Origin of the sequence: Mesonia sediminis (assembly GCF_042684705.1) — a bacterium.
In the GTDB taxonomy this organism is placed as follows: Bacteria; Bacteroidota; Bacteroidia; order Flavobacteriales; family Flavobacteriaceae; genus Mesonia; species Mesonia sediminis.
Genome location: NZ_JBHULZ010000041.1, coordinates 101454 through 117865, shown reverse-complemented (window position 1 = coordinate 117865; position 16412 = coordinate 101454). Strand labels below are relative to the sequence as shown.

The 16412-nt window shown below is 36.7% G+C and carries 15 protein-coding genes; 6 read left to right on the top strand and 9 right to left on the bottom strand.

The window, feature by feature from the left end:
- Nucleotides 1–9: 9 nt before the first annotated feature.
- From ACFSQ0_RS08570 to ACFSQ0_RS08555, 4 genes are all read right to left on the bottom strand, one after another.
- Nucleotides 10–1128 (bottom strand): vWA domain-containing protein, encoded by a 1119-nt coding sequence (locus ACFSQ0_RS08570; RefSeq protein WP_379046955.1) that lies wholly within the window; start codon nucleotides 1126–1128, stop codon nucleotides 10–12.
- A 78-nt stretch (nucleotides 1129–1206) separates the two neighbouring features.
- Nucleotides 1207–2535 (bottom strand): MATE family efflux transporter, encoded by a 1329-nt coding sequence (locus ACFSQ0_RS08565; RefSeq protein ID WP_379046952.1) that lies wholly within the window; start codon nucleotides 2533–2535, stop codon nucleotides 1207–1209.
- A 19-nt stretch (nucleotides 2536–2554) separates the two neighbouring features.
- Complete coding sequence (locus ACFSQ0_RS08560; protein ID WP_147861927.1) at nucleotides 2555–3067, bottom strand: acyl-CoA thioesterase; 513 nt, start codon at nucleotides 3065–3067, stop codon at nucleotides 2555–2557.
- Between the two features lie 44 nt (nucleotides 3068–3111).
- A complete protein-coding gene (locus tag ACFSQ0_RS08555) occupies nucleotides 3112–4044 on the bottom strand; it encodes an HU domain-containing protein (protein WP_379046949.1) in 933 nt (310 codons plus the stop codon).
- A gap of 100 nt (nucleotides 4045–4144) precedes the next feature.
- Here ACFSQ0_RS08555 and dprA point away from each other — a divergent pair, with 100 nt between their 5' ends.
- Nucleotides 4145–5239, top strand: coding sequence for a DNA-processing protein DprA (gene dprA, locus ACFSQ0_RS08550; protein WP_379046946.1), 1095 nt, complete (start codon nucleotides 4145–4147; stop codon nucleotides 5237–5239).
- A gap of 30 nt (nucleotides 5240–5269) precedes the next feature.
- Here the strand turns inward: dprA and trpS are convergent, their stop codons facing one another.
- Nucleotides 5270–6241, bottom strand: coding sequence for a tryptophan--tRNA ligase (trpS, locus tag ACFSQ0_RS08545; protein WP_379046943.1), 972 nt, complete (start codon nucleotides 6239–6241; stop codon nucleotides 5270–5272).
- 67 nt (nucleotides 6242–6308) lie between these two features.
- Between trpS and ACFSQ0_RS08540 the strand changes: the two genes are divergently transcribed.
- Nucleotides 6309–7049, top strand: a complete 741-nt coding sequence (locus tag ACFSQ0_RS08540; protein ID WP_379046940.1) for a lysophospholipid acyltransferase family protein — start codon at nucleotides 6309–6311, stop codon at nucleotides 7047–7049.
- On the opposite strand, the gene ACFSQ0_RS08535 is transcribed toward ACFSQ0_RS08540, so the two are convergent.
- From ACFSQ0_RS08535 to recA, 4 genes are all read right to left on the bottom strand, one after another.
- Complete coding sequence (locus ACFSQ0_RS08535; protein WP_379046937.1) at nucleotides 7046–8509, bottom strand: hypothetical protein; 1464 nt, start codon at nucleotides 8507–8509, stop codon at nucleotides 7046–7048. The two genes, ACFSQ0_RS08540 and ACFSQ0_RS08535, sit on opposite strands and share 4 nt — an antisense overlap.
- Nucleotides 8509–9051, bottom strand: a complete 543-nt coding sequence (locus ACFSQ0_RS08530) for an RNA polymerase sigma factor (RefSeq protein ID WP_379046934.1) — start codon at nucleotides 9049–9051, stop codon at nucleotides 8509–8511. The genes ACFSQ0_RS08535 and ACFSQ0_RS08530 overlap by 1 nt, the downstream gene beginning before the upstream one ends.
- Nucleotides 9051–9476, bottom strand: a complete 426-nt coding sequence (locus ACFSQ0_RS08525) for a hypothetical protein (protein ID WP_379046932.1) — start codon at nucleotides 9474–9476, stop codon at nucleotides 9051–9053. The genes ACFSQ0_RS08530 and ACFSQ0_RS08525 overlap by 1 nt, the downstream gene beginning before the upstream one ends.
- 157 nt (nucleotides 9477–9633) lie before the next feature.
- On the bottom strand, nucleotides 9634–10647 hold the full coding sequence (gene recA, locus ACFSQ0_RS08520; RefSeq protein WP_147861935.1) for a recombinase RecA: 1014 nt from the start codon (nucleotides 10645–10647) through the stop codon (nucleotides 9634–9636).
- A gap of 365 nt (nucleotides 10648–11012) precedes the next feature.
- Between recA and trhO the strand changes: the two genes are divergently transcribed.
- The 4 genes from trhO to ACFSQ0_RS08500 all read left to right on the top strand — a co-directional run bounded on the left by trhO (nucleotide 11013) and on the right by ACFSQ0_RS08500 (nucleotide 16319).
- Entirely contained in the window at nucleotides 11013–12044 is a 1032-nt protein-coding gene (gene trhO / locus ACFSQ0_RS08515; protein WP_379046929.1) for an oxygen-dependent tRNA uridine(34) hydroxylase TrhO, read from the top strand.
- A 252-nt stretch (nucleotides 12045–12296) separates the two neighbouring features.
- A complete protein-coding gene (locus ACFSQ0_RS08510; RefSeq protein ID WP_379046926.1) occupies nucleotides 12297–13493 on the top strand; it encodes a PSP1 domain-containing protein in 1197 nt (398 codons plus the stop codon).
- Nucleotides 13486–13977, top strand: coding sequence for a gliding motility lipoprotein GldH (locus tag ACFSQ0_RS08505; protein ID WP_379046923.1), 492 nt, complete (start codon nucleotides 13486–13488; stop codon nucleotides 13975–13977). Before ACFSQ0_RS08510 ends, ACFSQ0_RS08505 begins: the two co-directional genes overlap by 8 nt.
- 14 nt (nucleotides 13978–13991) lie before the next feature.
- Nucleotides 13992–16319 carry a penicillin-binding protein 1A gene (locus tag ACFSQ0_RS08500; RefSeq protein WP_379046920.1) on the top strand — a complete coding sequence of 776 codons (2328 nt, stop codon included), beginning with the start codon at nucleotides 13992–13994 and terminating at the stop codon, nucleotides 16317–16319.
- Nucleotides 16320–16412 lie beyond the last annotated feature (93 nt).

Below are 16412 nucleotides of genomic sequence, written 5' to 3'. Positions count from 1 at the left end.
AACGCGATATCAACGTAATCTTTTTTTTCTGTTGGTTTCATAATCTTCAAAAATCATTTCGCCTAAGTTATCTAAGCCGGTATAAAATGCTTTGCCTTGGTTTGAAGCAGTAAATTGTTTTATAAATTCTATTAAATAAGGGTCGCTAGCAATCATAAACGTGGTAATGGGTATATTTAATTTACGGGCTTGAGCGGCCATATTGTAGCATTTCTGAGTAATGTGCTCATCAAGACCCATCGAATTTTTGTAATAGTTACCATCGGGTAACCGCAAACAACTTGGTTTACCGTCTGTAATCATAAAAATTTGTTTGTTGGCATTTTTCTTTCGGCGCAAAATATCCATAGCCAATTGTAAGCCGGCTACGGTGTTGGTATGAAATGGCCCTACTTGTAAATAGGGAAGATCTTTGATTTTTATAGGCCAAGCATCGTTACCAAATACAATCACATCTAGGCTGTCTTTGGGGTAGCGCGTAATAATCAATTCAGCCAAGGCCATGGCTACTTTTTTTGCAGGCGTAATACGGTCTTCACCATACAAGATCATGCTATGGCTAATGTCTATCATCAATACAGTACTCATTTGAGATTTGAATTGACTGTCTTCAACCACCAAATCATTTTCGGTTAAATCAAAATTGCTTAAACCATGATTTATCTGCGCATTTTTTAAACTTTCGGTTATTGATATTTTATCTAGCGTATCGCCATATTGGTAAGCCCTGAATTCTCCTGTTTTTTCATTTGAATTTCCTTTAAATTTGGTTTTGTGATTCCCGCTTGCGCTTTTACGCATTTTACCGAATATTTGATTTAAAGCGCGTTGCCTTAAAGCTTGTTCTGTTTTTGAAGTAATATTAATTTCTTTACCCTTACCATCTGGCGCTATGCGTTCTTGTATATATCCTTTTTTCAGTAAATCGGCAATAAAATCATCCAGAGTGTAATCTGCCGTGGTGAGTTGGTATTCTTTATCCAGTTCGCGCATCCAATCAATCGCCTCATCAAAATCTCCTGAAGTGTGGGTAATCAACTCTTTAAAAATTTCAAAAAGACGCTCAAATGGGGTAGTATGTTTTGGCTCGTAAGTTTTAAAAATAAAGCCTTTTTTATGTAACTGCATACGTATTCTTCTGTTGCTTAAAAATACGAGAAAATGCCGAGAATTTTCTTAAGACAGCTGTTAAAGCCTTGTGAAGTTTTAGAGGCTTTGTTTAAGGTATTTTTGCCTAAAACGAATGATGAGAGCGCTACTACGAATGAGCATCCAGACAAAAAAGCCAATCCATACCGCATAGAGTTTTAAACCGAAATAATCTGCTAGTAAGAGGGCAGGGGTGAAACCTAAAAAAGTAGCTGCCAACAGAACATTACGTAAATACTTTGCTTCGCCCAGGCCTTTAAAAATACCGTCAAACATAAAAGCCAAAGCGTTTACAGGTTGCATTAGTAAAACCATCCAAAAAACACTGGCAAACAACGCCAGCACTCTAGGATCTTTATTGAAAAGCAATCCGATTTCATTGTAGAAAATTGCACAAAATCCCATTAATAGTAAGGCGATTATTAGGGCATATTTGCTAATATCTTTACTTAGATGCCATAATTTTTGGTAATCTCTTGCGCCAAGCAATCTGCCACTAATTGCGTTTCCTGCATTAGCATAGCCGTCTATGAAAAATGAAAAAAACAGCCAGATATTCATTAAAATACTTTGTGCTGCAATATAGTTTTTACCGTAGCCTGTGGCGTAGGCATTAGCTAAATAAATAGCAAAATTAAGAGCTGCAGTGCGCACAAATAAATTGGCAGCCATGCTTAAAAGTGGTTTTAATTTCGGGTTGAGTCTAAAACTTAATTTAAGATGAAAAGGAGTTTTTTTTAAAAAATAATAAAACGCTAACGCTAACATGCAAGCTTGAGCAATCACACTTGCATAGGCGGCGCCGGCCAAATGCATAGGTTTAATAAGGCCCTCAACTCCATATACCAATGCGAAATCTAAACCTACATTTACCGCAGCACCTAATAAACTGCATTTCATGGCCCATAAGGTGTTTTGTAAACCGCGAAAAACACCAAAAATAGCAAAGGTGACAAGTGTAAGCGGATAGCCTAGTGCTCTTATAGTATAATACTCCTGCGCATAATTTAAGATAAGTCCTTCGGCATTGTATGCGCTAAAAATAGCTCTGGCAAAGTAGGCAGTGATAGCGTAAATGAATAGACTTAAGATAAAATTAAAAAAAATAGCTTGAGGTACCAAAGTTTTTACTGCGTGTAACCTATTAGCACCTAAGTGCTGTGAAATAATGGCCGAAATAGCGGTTTTGGTTTGTGCCACAATCCAAATGATAGCCGATAAGAAACTACCTACAATTCCAGCGGCCGCCAAGGCTTCAACCGAATTATTTTGTACGTTCCCAATTACGGCAATATCGGTTAAAGATATAAGGGGTTCGGCTATTCCTGCGATTATCGCAGGAATAGCAATTTGGTTAATTTCTTTGAAAGAAATTTTATGACCCAAAACCTATTTATTTTAGCTGTTAACTGGTGAAAAGTGCTTTAAGTTCGGTTGCCTCTTCTGGCTTCATTTTTTTGGCCAAAACTAAACTCAATTGACGTCTTCTTAAAGCAGCATCGTAATGCATTTTTTCTTCGTCTGTCTCTGGCTTTATTGGGGGTACACTTACGGGAATTCCCATATCATCTACCGCTACGAACGTATATATTGCATCATTGGCCTTAGTGCGGTTTCCGCTTTCGCGATCTTCAATCCATACATCAATGACAATTTCCATAGAACTTTTAAAAGCACGTGATACTTTAGCTTCTATGGTTACCACACTACCCAAGGGTACCGCTTTTTTAAACGCTACGTGATTAACAGAAACGGTTACCACAATTCTTCGGCTATGTCTACGAGCGGCTATACTGGCAGCACGATCCATACGAGCCAGTAGTTCTCCTCCAAACAGATTGTTCAACGGGTTGGTCTCTCCTGGTAGAACCAAATCAGATAAAATAGTGTGTGATTCACTTGGGGTCTTCGCCTTCATTCAAATTTTTTCAGCAAAGATAAGCTATTCTTATAAAATGAAGATTAAAGTGCTTTTACCAATAACCAAGCACCCTCTTCCTTAGTGGTTTGTATAGTTTTTAAAGCCTTAAGTGCTTCGGAACGATTTTGATAACTGGCATATATAACCTGGTGAAGACCGTATTGGTTTTTACCTATCTCTCTAGCAGGAAAACCTAAAGTGCGAAGTTGTTGGGTTTTTTTACTTGCATTCTCTTTTTCTCTAAATGCTCCTGCAACAATATGGTAGTTACCTCTAGGAGCTTGCTTCACCTTATAAACAATCTCAGGTAATGGATTGCTTAACGCAAAAGTAGCTTCTTGAATTTTCTGCTCTACTTTTTGGTTAGCCGCTTCTTGCGCTGCTAAATTATGATTGTTAACTTCTTGCTTGAGTTGTTGATAGCCTAAAAATCCCGCAATACCTAAAAAAATGATACTCGCCGAGGCAACACGCAGAAAGGGAAATTTCGACTCTTTTGGTTGGAGCGTTTTTTCTTTCTCTTGCTTGGATTCTTCGGGTAAGTTTATAACGGCTGGTTTTCGACTTCCGGGTAACTGGGTTGTAGTTAAACCAAAAGCTTCTGTAAGCAGGTTGATGGTAGGATTAGCTTCAAATAATACTTTATTTTGATCTAATTTAAAATTCCCTAAACTACCAAAGCAAACTTCATCGTACTTTTCTAAGCTATTTATTAAGTCGTTGACTTCACGATTAACCTTTGCTTTTGCTTCTTCGTAGGAAAGATTTGAAACTTTAGCTATATAATTAACCAGCAAACCATCGTCTTGCTTGAGCTGAGCATTAAACGATATCTTTTTATATGGGGGGGCTATATTTTGGGTGCTTTCATGAATTTTAGCCGATTGGCGTTGAGCCAATATACCGCCAAAACCAGGAATAATCACGCAATCGTGCCGGTATAATAAATCTTTTATTTGTTGGTCTAAACTCATATTAACAAATTTAATAGATTTTATTAGTTTTAAAAAAAGATGAAGCTAATTTTATTAACAATTCTTTTTGCTTATTTTTAAGGTATTAATTTTCAGTAGAATGACAGAAAACGAATTACTTTATACGCTGGCTTTGCAAAGAGTAAATGGGATTGGAGATATCTTAGCTAAAAAACTTTTAAAAATCTTCGGTAAACCAGAAGCTATTTTTAAGGCTAGTCGAAAAGATTTCGAAAGCTTAGATGGTTTTGGCGATTTTCGGGTAGAAGCCATTCTCGAAGGGGAAACTTTAAGTCGAGCCGAAGAAGAACTCCAATTTATCCGTAAAAATAATATCAAGCCTATTTATTTTGAAGATGATGATTATCCTAGTTTGCTTAAACATTGTGTAGATTCTCCCATTTTATTGTTTACTCAAGGAGATTTTAATATAAATAACAAACGCATGTTAAGTATTGTAGGTACACGGCAGGTGACCAATCACGGAATTGCATTTTGTGAATCTTTATTAGAAGCCTTAAAGCCGCTTAACCCCGTAATTGTATCAGGGTTTGCTTATGGTGTAGATATTGCTGCCCACAAAGCGGCAGTAAAAAATAATTTGCAGACTATTGCCTGCTTGGCACATGGTTTAGACACTATTTACCCCAAAACACACTCTTGTTATATGCCTGATATCCTAAAGCATGGAGGTTTTTTTACTGATTTTTGGAGCAATGCTAATTTTGATCGTAAAAATTTTATCCGGCGTAACCGTATTATTGCGGGACTTAGCGAAGCTACAATTGTTATTGAAAGCGCAGAAAAAGGGGGGTCATTAATTACGGCAGAAATTGCTAATTCGTATAACCGAGAGGTATTCGCTGTGCCTGGTCGTACTACCGATAGTATGAGTATTGGATGCAATAAACTTATAAAAACTCATCAAGCTAGGCTTCTCACAGGCGTAGAAGATTTAATTTATCAATTAAACTGGGATGTCAAAGAAAAACCTATCCAAACCCAATTGTTTGTAGATTTAGAAGGCGAGGAGAAACGGGTTTATGAAACACTCAAAAGCATGGGGAAAGCAGAGGTTGACAATCTTGCCTTAAATTGTGAATTACCTACTTTTAAACTTAATCCTATTTTACTAAATCTAGAGCTTAAAGGCGTTTTACGGCCCTTACCAGGTAAATTATTCGAGGTGATATAAAAAAATCCGCTCGAGGGCGGATTATTTTTTCTAAAGGTAACCTAATTTTTTGCGTACCCTATTTAAAACCTCGTTGGCAACTTTCTCGGCCTTTTTGGCTCCTTCCTCTAATATAGTGTCAAGCTCGTCGGTATTATTCATATAATAAGCAAATTTGGCGCGTTGGTCGGCATATTTATCAAGGAGTAATTGATAAAGTTCTTTTTTAGCGTGGCCGTATCCATATCCTCCAGCCAAGTAATTTTCTCGCATTGTGGCAATTTCATCATCATTAGCTAAGAGCTTATACAAGTTAAAAACATTGCAAGAATCTGGGTCTTTAGGGCTCTCCAGTGGAGTGCTATCGGTAGCAATACCCATCACTTGCTTTTTTAAAGCTTTATCTGTTTCAAATATATTGATATAATTGTTACGTGATTTGCTCATTTTTTCGCCATCTGTACCAGGAATATACTTGGTCTGCTCTTGGATTTTTGCCTCAGGAAGTACAAAAGTATCTCCCATTTGAGCGTGAAAGCGAGAGGCAACGTCTCGCGTCATCTCTATATGTTGCAATTGATCTTTACCTACCGGGACTAATTCGGCATCGTAGAGTAAAATATCTGCAGCCATTAGCATAGGGTAGGTAAATAAACCCGAGTTAACATCGGCTAATCGGTCGGCTTTATCTTTAAAAGAATGAGCCAAAGTAAGCCGCTGATAGGGGAAAAAGCAACTCAAGTACCAGGTTAATTCTGTAGTTTGTGGAATGTCGCTTTGTCTGTAAAAAACTGTTTTTGAAGTGTCTAGGCCAAAGGCTAGCCAAGCGGCTGCCACAGCATAGGTGTTTTCTTTTAAAATACTAGGGTCTTTAATTTGCGTAAGTGTATGCAGGTTTGCTATAAATAAAAAAGACTCGTTTTTATCATCATTAGCCATTTCAATAGCTGGTATAATGGCCCCTAATAAATTTCCTAAATGCGGCGTTCCTGTACTTTGAACCCCGGTAAGTATTCTAGACATAATAAAAATTTTTGTAAAGGTACTTTTTTTATAGAATTTGGTCTGAGCTTTTTTATATTTTTGAGCTATGAGAATTTTCAGCAAGTTAGCCGTTTTATTTTGGCGTATTTGGTTTTACTTATTGGTATTAATACCTATTGTAGTTTTATTGCCATTTTTACTCCTGTTTACGGCATCAGAACAATATTATAAACAATTTTTTATACTTGCCCGTTGGTGGGCTTTATTCATTTTATATGGTATGGGGTTTTACCCAGAAATAAAGCGCCTACAAGTGCCTCAAAAAGATACGAGTTATATGTTTGTGGCTAACCACACTTCTATGCTCGACATCATGTTAATGCTTGCGGTGATTAGAAATCCATTTGTTTTTGTTGGCAAGAAAGAATTGGCTAAATTTCCCCTTTTCGGATTTTTTTACAAACGCACGTGCATATTGGTTGATCGAAATAATATAAAAAGTAGAAAGCAAGTGTATGATTCGGCGCAACGCAGATTGAAACAAGGAAATAGTATATGTATTTTTCCCGAAGGAGGCGTACCAGATGATTTAAACTTGGTGCTAGATAGCTTTAAAGATGGCGCATTTCGGCTGGCGATAGAACACCAGATCGCTGTGGTTCCTCTGGTTTTTTATGATAACAAAAAACGATTTCCTTATAGTTTTTTCAAGGGTAAACCCGGTAGACTACGCGCAGAAATATTACCATTCTTTTCTACGCAAGGTTTAAAAACTGAAGAAAAGACGATTTTAAAGCAACAGGTGAGAAAGGCCATTTTAAACAAGTTGACTGCAGATAAGGCTTAAAATTTCCAGTTGATACCGGTATACAATCCAAAAAGAAAAGGGGAGTAACCCGCGGTATTACCAGTATAGGTGTTAAGTTGGTATTTAAAGACAGGCTCTAATTGAAAACGCATTTTTTCATTAAAATTATATCCCAAGCCAACTCCTACGTTGGTGGTAAAGCTTACATTGTTTAAGTTGTTTGCTTCTCCAAGGTTAATATTTCCTAAATCGCTATTAATTGCCACCTCATTTTTGTTTAATAAAAGTGTACTTGCCCCACCAATTAAATGAATGTTTATTTTTCGTTGTAACAAGGTATACTCTAATTCTAGCGGTATTTCAATAAAGCCCATTTGTTGCTGAATATTTCCGGCTATATAATTGTTAAAACCTTGCACTCCCTTCATCTGTTCCGGATTGGGTACTACTTTTAGATTCATTGCAGTAGAAGTGGTGTTTACATTACGTAAAGTTGTTATATTTTCGGCGCTTGCCGTAAAACCAATTTCCTTGGTCTTGTTTCCAACAACTACACGGTTTACACCGCTTCTGATTTTAAAGTTAGTACTAATTTGATAACCAACTTGAATACCATAATTCATACTGATGGCTCCATCATTCTCATTGCTCGCAAATCGAGCGTCAATAGGGTTTCCTCTGGCGTTTAAATTACCAAAGTAAATCGGACTCATTTGAGGGGTAACAGACCAGCGGTTTTGAGTTGCTAAATCTTCAGCTTTGTTAGGTGTATCCTTCTGTTCCTTTGCTTTTTCCGTTAAGGCATTGGCTTCTTCTAAACTTTCTTCAAGCGGATTTAATATGCTACTTTCTACTAGGTCTAAAATCTCTTTAGGCTTTTGCTTTGTAAATGTGTTATTATTTTTAGTTTGAAGATCATTGACTGTTGAATTGGTGCTTGCAAATGTATTTTTGTTTACTTCATTTTTAGACGAAACTTTTAATTGTCTTTGATTTTCACCTTGGTTATCGATTTGCTCATTGCTCTTTGGTTGAGCAGCCGAGTAGATCGTTTTGGGTGGGTTCTTCCCTTGCTTAAACGCTGCGGTTTCTTGCTCTTGCTGGCTAATGCGCTTTTCGTTTTTATTTATTTGTTCTTCACTTGTGTTTTTCTGGTTATCGAAATGGGTTTTTGTATTGTTGAATTCTAGCTCTTTTTCCTCTGATGTTAATAGACTTTCTTTTGATTCATCTCTTAGCTTGGGTTCGCTTATTTCAACTTGAGAAGGACTGGTTTTAAAAGGTTGATTTTGAGTGTTATAAAACCAATTTCCTGCGAGGAATGCTATTATTAGTATAGCCGCCAATCCGCCTAAGCGCCACCAAAAAAAAGCGGCTCTTTTTTTCTTTCTAGGGCTTAACTCCGTTTCTATGTTTTTCCAAACCTGATTTGATGGAGCAGCTTCAAAATCTTTGAATTTCTCTTGAAACAGTCTATCTATATGTTTTTTATCTTTCATTATACAGATTTTTGGTTGGTTAAGTTTTGATAAGCCTCTACCTTTTGCCTTAAAATTTGTCTGGCGCGAGCCAAATTAGATTTTGAAGTTCCATCACTTATGTGAAGCAATTCTGCAATTTCCTTATGTGAATAGCCGTCTAAGGCATACAAGTTAAAGACTAACCGGTAGCGATTGGGGAGTTCTTGAACAATTTTAAGTAAGAAGTCAAGCGGAAGATCATGGTCTTCTATTTCTTCTTCGGTTTCCTTTATTTGATTTTCATTAATAATTTCGAAAAAAGGCTCCTTGCGATAGGCTTGAAGGCAAGTGTTAATTACAATTCTTTTCATCCAGCCCTCAAAAGAACCTTTAAATTTAAATTGGTTTATCTTTTTGAAGATGGTAATAAATGAATCCTGTAAATGGTCTTCGGCCTCTTTGTAATTTCTGGCGTATTTTAAGGCTACGCTAAACAATTTTTGGTTATAGATATGATATAATTGTTCCTGAGACGCTAGGTCTTGCTTCTGGCATTGACGTATCAGGTTTTGAATTTTCATTATTCTAATTTTACAAAAACTTTTTTCTCTAAAAATAAGGCCTTGCCTTCTTCAGACTCACCACTATAAATTTCAAAATTATAGAAATCTGTTCTACGCGGGGTAAATTCAAAAGTGGCTATTTTTAAATCTTCTGTTTGACAGTCCTGCTCGTTGGAAGAGTAGGATGTAATTACAGCCAGTTGTTGCTGCTGGTTGCCGTCATAATAGTTAAAGCCAGCAAACATGTGGCAGGTGGTTTTAGGTTGGTATTCTACCTCAATATTGAAAGACTTTCCAAATACCAGTGTATCGGGTAAGTTTGTACTAATGGCTGGCGCTAGTTCAATATTAAAATCGTTTTCGTCTAAGTCATCATTTAAACAGGCGGTACAAACAAGTAGTGCCAAGATTATAAAGCTTAAATAGCGTAATTTGCCTTTCATAGAAATAGGTATTTTTTAATTAGATGCAGTAAAAGTCTTTAGGTTGCGTAAATAAAAAAGACTGTTTGTGTTAAGTTTATTTTTTTTTCAAGCTTTAGGATAAAACAAGAAATAAATTTAACACAAACAGTCTAAGTAAAAAACACTAAAATTTGTTTTAACCTTTCGCTATTTTAATGGCATCGGTGATTTTTGTTTCAAGCTCCTCCATTAATTCAGGATTGTCTTTCAATAGGTTTTTAACGGCGTCTCTACCTTGCCCTAATTTGGTGTCTTCATAACTGAACCAAGAACCACTCTTTTTAACAATTTCGTAGTCTACACCCACGTCAATAATTTCACCTACTTTAGAAATACCTTCGCCGTACATAATATCAAATTCGGCTGTTTTAAAAGGAGGGGCAACTTTATTCTTAACTACTTTTACCCTTGTTTTGTTACCCTTTACTTCGCTATTACTGTCTTTAATTTGGGTAGATCTTCTTATATCTAAACGAACAGAGGCGTAAAACTTAAGTGCATTACCACCAGTTGTGGTTTCGGGGTTTCCGAACATAACACCAATTTTCTCACGTAATTGGTTAATAAAAATTACGGTACAATTGGTTTTGCTAATGGTTGAGGTTAACTTTCGTAGCGCTTGAGACATCAATCGGGCATGAAGCCCCATTTTAGAATCTCCCATTTCTCCTTCAATCTCACTCTTTGGCGTTAGAGCTGCTACAGAATCTACAACAATAATATCAATTGCGCCTGAACGAATTAAATTATCGGCAATCTCTAAGGCTTGCTCTCCGTGATCTGGTTGCGATATGATAAGGTTTTCGATATCTACACCTAATTTTTCTGCATAAAACCTATCGAATGCATGTTCTGCATCGATAAAAGCGGCAATACCACCCACTTTTTGGGCTTCGGCAATGGCATGTAAGGTAAGTGTGGTTTTACCAGAAGATTCTGGACCGTAAATTTCAATTACTCTACCTCTAGGGTATCCACCAACACCCAAAGCTAAGTCTAATCCTAAAGACCCCGAAGAAATAGCATCTACATCTTGCACAGCCTGGTCGCTCATCTTCATTACGGTGCCCTTCCCGTAGGTTTTATCAAGTTTGTCTAAGGTAAGTTTAAGGGCTTTTAATTTTGCTTCTTTTTCGTTGTCTTTACTCATAATCTTGATTACTCTATTATTTCTTTTTTGAATTGATGCTAAAATACTACAAGTTTTGTATCATTACAATCTAAAACGCAACCTTTTTTAAAAGTTTGCATCTTAATCCAAAGACCATTTACTGTGAAAACAAATAAAAAAACCGTTTTTTTATGTGGCTCTGAAAATAGCTTTACAATTGTAGGAGGGGCCAAGATAGATGGTGGTTGACCGATTCGTTATGATACATAATTTTTTAAAATTAAATTATTAATAACGAATTAGCCATTCAAAAAAATACCCCAAACAGAAGTTTCGGGTATTTTTTTATTTAAATGTTTACCTTTGCAGCTTTAACTTTTGTTCAACTTAAAAATTAGTATAGCATGCAACTGTACAATAAACTAAGTGCGAAAGAAAGAGAAGCCATGCTTGAAGAAGCGGGAGAAGACCGATTGACCATCTCTTTCTATCAATACGCCAAAATCGGTAATCCAGAACTTTTTAGAAACCACTTGTTTGTCGCTTGGGATGAACAAGAAGTCTTGGGCAGAATTTATGTAGCCCACGAAGGAATTAACGCGCAACTTTCTGTTCCTGCTAAGCGCTTTGATGAATTTAAAGCGTTTTTAGATGGTATCTATTTCCTTAAAGATATTCGATTAAATATCGCGATAGAACAAGATATGAAGTCTTTTTTAAAGCTAAAAGTTAAGGTACGTGATAAAATCTTAGCAGATGGTCTTGATGATAAAACTTTTGATGTTACCAAAAAAGGTGAGCATGTTAATGCAATTAAATTTAATGAGTTGATAAGCAATCCCGATACCGTGCTGGTAGATATGCGAAATCATTATGAAACAGAAATAGGGCATTTTCAAGGAGCTATAACCCCAGATGTCGATACCTTTAGAGAATCATTGCCTATAATTGAGGATGATTTAAAGGATTTTAAGGAAGAGAAAAACTTAGTGATGTATTGTACCGGTGGCATTCGCTGTGAGAAAGCTAGTGCATATTACAAGCACCGCGGCTTTAAAAACGTATATCAATTAGAGGGAGGAATCATTGAATATGCCAGACAAGTAAAAGAGCAAAACCTAGAAAATAAATTCATTGGTAAAAATTTTGTGTTCGATCATAGACGAGCCGAAAAAATTACAGACGAAGTTATTGCCAAATGTCACCAATGCGGTGCAGCTTGCGATACCCATGTAAATTGTGCTAATGAAGCCTGCCATTTATTGTTTATTCAATGCCCTTCCTGTGCTGAAAAAATGAACGATTGCTGTTCAGATAAATGTAAAGAAATTCATGCCTTGCCCTATGAAGAGCAAAAAGCCTTGAGGAGAGGAAAACATAATAGCAACAAGATTTTTAAAAAGGGTAGATCTGAAGTCTTAAAATTTAAAGCATAATGCTAAGGCCGACATACTAAAATTGTCGGCTTTTTTTGCTTTTAAGTGTAGCTTTTGAGCTGAAGTAAGCCAAGTGCATTCAAATTAGAGCAATTCTGTTTTGACTAATAAGCTATTGCCTCAGCTTATTTTAGTATATTTATCCCCTAAAATAATTTAATATTAATCTACAACGCGCTTGCTTGGTTTGCGAGATTTTATCCGTAAAGAATAAAGGCAAGAGATTAGCGTTTCAATATATAAAAATCGTTTATGGGGTGTGAAAGTTGTTCTACAGGAAAAAACGGACAGCCAAAAGGATGTAAAAATAACGGTACTTGCGGTACCGATGGTTGCAATAAATTAAGTGTATTTGATTGGTTGGCAAACATGGATTTACCCAACGGTCAAGAAAAATTTCCTTATGTCGAGGTCCGGTTTAAAAACGGGCGTAAAGAATTTTTTAAAAACCAAGAGCGTATTAGCTTAAGTATGGGCGATATAGTTGCTGTAGAAGCATCGCCAGGACATGATGTGGGTATGGTAACCCTTACGGGGGAATTGGTTCGGGTGCAAATGAAAAAGAAAAAGGTTAAGCCTGAAGGTGATTCGGTTTTAAAAATATACAGAAAAGCAACGCAAAAAGACATTGATATTTGGCAAGAAGCTCGAGAAAGAGAAGAGGGCATCAAAGTACGTGCTCGTGAAATAGCGATACGCTTAAATTTAAAAATGAAAATTAGCGATGTCGAATTTCAAGGAGATGCTTCAAAGGCTACTTTTTACTATACCGCAGAAGAGAGAGTTGATTTTAGACAATTGATTAAAGAATTTGCTCATGAGTTTAGAACCCGCATAGAAATGCGTCAAATAGGATTTAGACAAGAAGCGGCCAGGCTAGGTGGTATTGGCTCTTGTGGTAGAGAACTTTGTTGTTCAACTTGGCTAACAGATTTTAGAAGTGTTACCACCTCTGCGGCCAGGTATCAGCAACTGTCTTTAAATCCACTAAAACTCGCAGGACAATGTGGTAAGTTAAAATGTTGTTTAAATTATGAATTAGACGCTTACCTCGATGCGCTTAAGGAATTTCCTAGACAGGACACTAAGCTACAAACCCAAAAAGGAACGGCAGTTTGTCAAAAAATAGATATTTTTAAGGGGTCTTTATGGTATGCTTACGAAGGAGAATGGATGAATTGGTTTGAGTTAAAAACAGATCAAGTGAGAGAAATTATTCATGCCGCAAAAAACAATAAACCTGTTGCCAGCTTAGAAGAATTTGTTAGCGAAGAGCCTCAGGCTGCATCAGATAAATTTGAAGATGCGGTGGGGCAAGATAGTTTAACACGTTTTGATAAGCCTAAAAAACAGCAGAAGAGGAAGCCGCGTAAAAACAGAAAGAGAAAACCACAAGCCAAGAAAAATAACCGAAATTTTAAAAAGAAAAAACCAGCTAAAAATGACTAATCTTTTGCGATTGTTCTTTATTGCTATTGGTATAAGCCTTTTTTCTTGTGATAAAAATAGGGTTTACGATACCTACCAAACCGTACCACAAGTTGGTTGGCATAAAGATTCTGTTATGTCATTTCACCTGAAGAATGTTGACACTATAACCAACTACAATTTGTTTATCAATTTGAGAGCAGACCAAAATTACCCTTACAATAATTTATTTTTAGAAACTAGTATTTCTTTTCCGTATGGCAAAGAAATTGTAGATACTTTAGAATATAAAATGGCCCATCCCGACGGTCGACTTTTGGGGCAAGGAACTGGCAGTCTAAAAGAAAGTAAGCTTTGGCTGAGAGAAGAAGTTAGATTCCCCGAACAGGGTCAATATACACTAAAAATTAAACAACTTATGCGCGCTCAAGGCGAAATAGAACCCTTGGAATACTTGCCGGGAATAACCGAAATTGGGGTGCGCATAGAACAGGTTACACCTTAAAATACCTATAGAAAGTGGCTAAAAAGACAAAAAAAGAACACAAACAATCAGGATTTATTAAATATATTATAGGCTTTTGGTTACTTTTTTTAACCGGATTGTTAGCCGTGGTTATGTTTTTTTTACTGGCCAGCTGGGACGTATTTGGAGAAATGCCCAGTTTTGAGCAGCTAGAAAATCCCGAAACCAATTTAGCTACCGAGGTGTTCTCTTCAGATGGTAAAACACTAGGTAAATATTACAATGAAAATCGAACCCCTATCAAGTTTGAAGATTTGTCAGAAAATTTGGTTCAAGCCTTAATCGCGACAGAAGATGAGAGGTATTATAATCATTCTGGTATTGATGCGCGTGGTACAGCGAGGGCATTATTGTATATGGGGTCAAAAGGAGGAGCCAGTACGCTTTCTCAACAGCTGGCTAAACAGCTTTTTCATGGTGAGGGAGCTAAAGACATACTGGGCCGCGTTACCCAAAAAGTAAAAGAATGGATTATCGCTGTTCGCTTAGAGCGAAGTTATACTAAAGAGGAAATCTTAGCGATGTACTTCAATATTTATGATTTTAATAATAATGCCGTAGGCGTGCGGTCGGCTTCAAGGATATATTTTGGAGGTAAAGAACCCCATGAGTTAAAAGTAGAAGAAGCTGCTGTACTGGCTGGGATGTTTAAAAATTCAAGTTTATATAACCCAAGAAGAAACCCAGAAGGTGTTACTAACCGAAGAAATGTAGTACTTAAACAAATGGCAAAAGTGGGGTATATTTCTGAAGAAGAAAAAGATAGCCTACAAAAACTACCGCTTAAAATTAATTATCAGCCAGAGAGTCATCAATCAGGATTGGCAACCTATTTTAGAATGTTTCTGCGTGAATTTTTAAAAGATTGGGCAAAAGAAAATCCAAAAGAAGATGGCTCTACCTACAATATATACAGAGATGGTCTTAAGGTATACACGAGTATAGACGCTAAGATGCAAGCTTATGCCGAAGAAGCCGTACAAGAACATATGAAGAACTTACAGACTGAGTTTGATAGGCAAAATCAAAAAAATAAAACCAAACCTTTTCGAGGTATTTCTCAAGAGAGTATCGATAATATAATCAATCGAGCTATAAAAAACAGCAGTCGTTATAAACATATGCTTAAAAACGGTGCTAGCGAAAAAGAAATTATGGCTTCTTTTAATGAGAAGACAGAAATGAGCGTTTTTACTTGGAATAATCCGCGCCAAGAGAAAGACACCATTATGACCCCATTAGACTCTATTTATTATTATAAATCTTTTCTAAATACAGGAATGATGTCTATGGAGCCGCAAACCGGAGAAGTAAAAGCTTGGGTTGGGGGTATTAATTTTAGACATTTTAAATATGAGCACGTAAAGCAAGCAAGAAGACAAGTGGGCTCTACTTTTAAACCTTTTGTATATGCTACAGCGATTGATCAGTTGCAACTATCACCTTGCTACGAATTACCCAATACGCTACACACCATACCTGCAGGATCACACGGGGTTACCGATAGCTGGACACCCAAAAATTCTTCTGGAAAGTATGGTGGTATGGTAAATCTTAAGCAGGCTTTAGCTAATTCGTTAAATACCATTACAGCACGCTTAATTGATAAAATAGGCCCTGAACCGGTAATTGATCTACTTGATAAGCTAGGCGTAGATACAAGTAATATAGATCCAGTTGCGGCTATAGCGCTGGGAAGTGTTGATTTAAGTGTATTCGAGATGGTTTCGGCTTATAGTACTTTTGCCAATAAAGGAGTGTACGTTAAACCTGTAATTGTCACGCGTATTGAAGATAAAAATGGAACTATTCTTTACCAACACGTTCCAGAAACACGTGATGTAATGAGTGAAGAAGCGGCTTATGTTACCATTAATTTAATGGAGGGGGTAACCCGAGGAGGTTCTGGTACGCGTTTAAGAACAAGTGGTTGGACACCCGAATATTATAAAAAAGTAGTTACCGGGCATCCCTATAAACTCACTAATCCAATCGCAGGAAAAACCGGTACTACGCAAAATCAAAGTGATGGTTGGTTTATGGGAGTAGTTCCTAATTTGACTACTGGCGTTTGGGTAGGTGGAGAAGACCGTTCGGTGCATTTTTCTTCGATCACCTACGGTCAAGGGGCTACTATGGCATTACCAATATGGGGTTCTTATATGAAAAAAATATACAATGACCCCGAGCTGGATGTTTCAAAAGGAGACTTTGAAAAACCTGAAAATCTAAGTATTGAGGTAGATTGCGATAACTATAAAAATAGCGAAGAAGACCAAGACGACGATACAGGGCCAGATATAGGCGAATTAGAATTATAACAATCAAAAATTAAGGCGATGCTTGTAAACATCGCCTTAATTTTTGATTGTTTATAGGGTAATTGTAAAACCATTTATTAGGTTATCGGCTTC

What these genes read in the sequence shown, in the direction of transcription:
- ACFSQ0_RS08570 (WP_379046955.1), bottom strand. Translation starts at nt 1,128, where the DNA reads ATGCAGTTACATAAAAAAGGCTTTATTTTTAAAACTTACGAGCCAAAA.
- ACFSQ0_RS08510 (WP_379046926.1), top strand. Translation starts at nt 12,297, where the DNA reads ATGGGGTGTGAAAGTTGTTCTACAGGAAAAAACGGACAGCCAAAAGGA.
- trhO (WP_379046929.1), top strand. Translation starts at nt 11,013, where the DNA reads ATGCAACTGTACAATAAACTAAGTGCGAAAGAAAGAGAAGCCATGCTT.
- ACFSQ0_RS08505 (WP_379046923.1), top strand. Translation starts at nt 13,486, where the DNA reads ATGACTAATCTTTTGCGATTGTTCTTTATTGCTATTGGTATAAGCCTT.
- ACFSQ0_RS08560 (WP_147861927.1), bottom strand. Translation starts at nt 3,067, where the DNA reads ATGAAGGCGAAGACCCCAAGTGAATCACACACTATTTTATCTGATTTG.
- ACFSQ0_RS08530 (WP_379046934.1), bottom strand. Translation starts at nt 9,051, where the DNA reads ATGAAAATTCAAAACCTGATACGTCAATGCCAGAAGCAAGACCTAGCG.
- dprA (WP_379046946.1), top strand. Translation starts at nt 4,145, where the DNA reads ATGACAGAAAACGAATTACTTTATACGCTGGCTTTGCAAAGAGTAAAT.
- trpS (WP_379046943.1), bottom strand. Translation starts at nt 6,241, where the DNA reads ATGTCTAGAATACTTACCGGGGTTCAAAGTACAGGAACGCCGCATTTA.
- ACFSQ0_RS08540 (WP_379046940.1), top strand. Translation starts at nt 6,309, where the DNA reads ATGAGAATTTTCAGCAAGTTAGCCGTTTTATTTTGGCGTATTTGGTTT.
- ACFSQ0_RS08535 (WP_379046937.1), bottom strand. Translation starts at nt 8,509, where the DNA reads ATGAAAGATAAAAAACATATAGATAGACTGTTTCAAGAGAAATTCAAA.
- recA (WP_147861935.1), bottom strand. Translation starts at nt 10,647, where the DNA reads ATGAGTAAAGACAACGAAAAAGAAGCAAAATTAAAAGCCCTTAAACTT.
- ACFSQ0_RS08525 (WP_379046932.1), bottom strand. Translation starts at nt 9,476, where the DNA reads ATGAAAGGCAAATTACGCTATTTAAGCTTTATAATCTTGGCACTACTT.
- ACFSQ0_RS08555 (WP_379046949.1), bottom strand. Translation starts at nt 4,044, where the DNA reads ATGAGTTTAGACCAACAAATAAAAGATTTATTATACCGGCACGATTGC.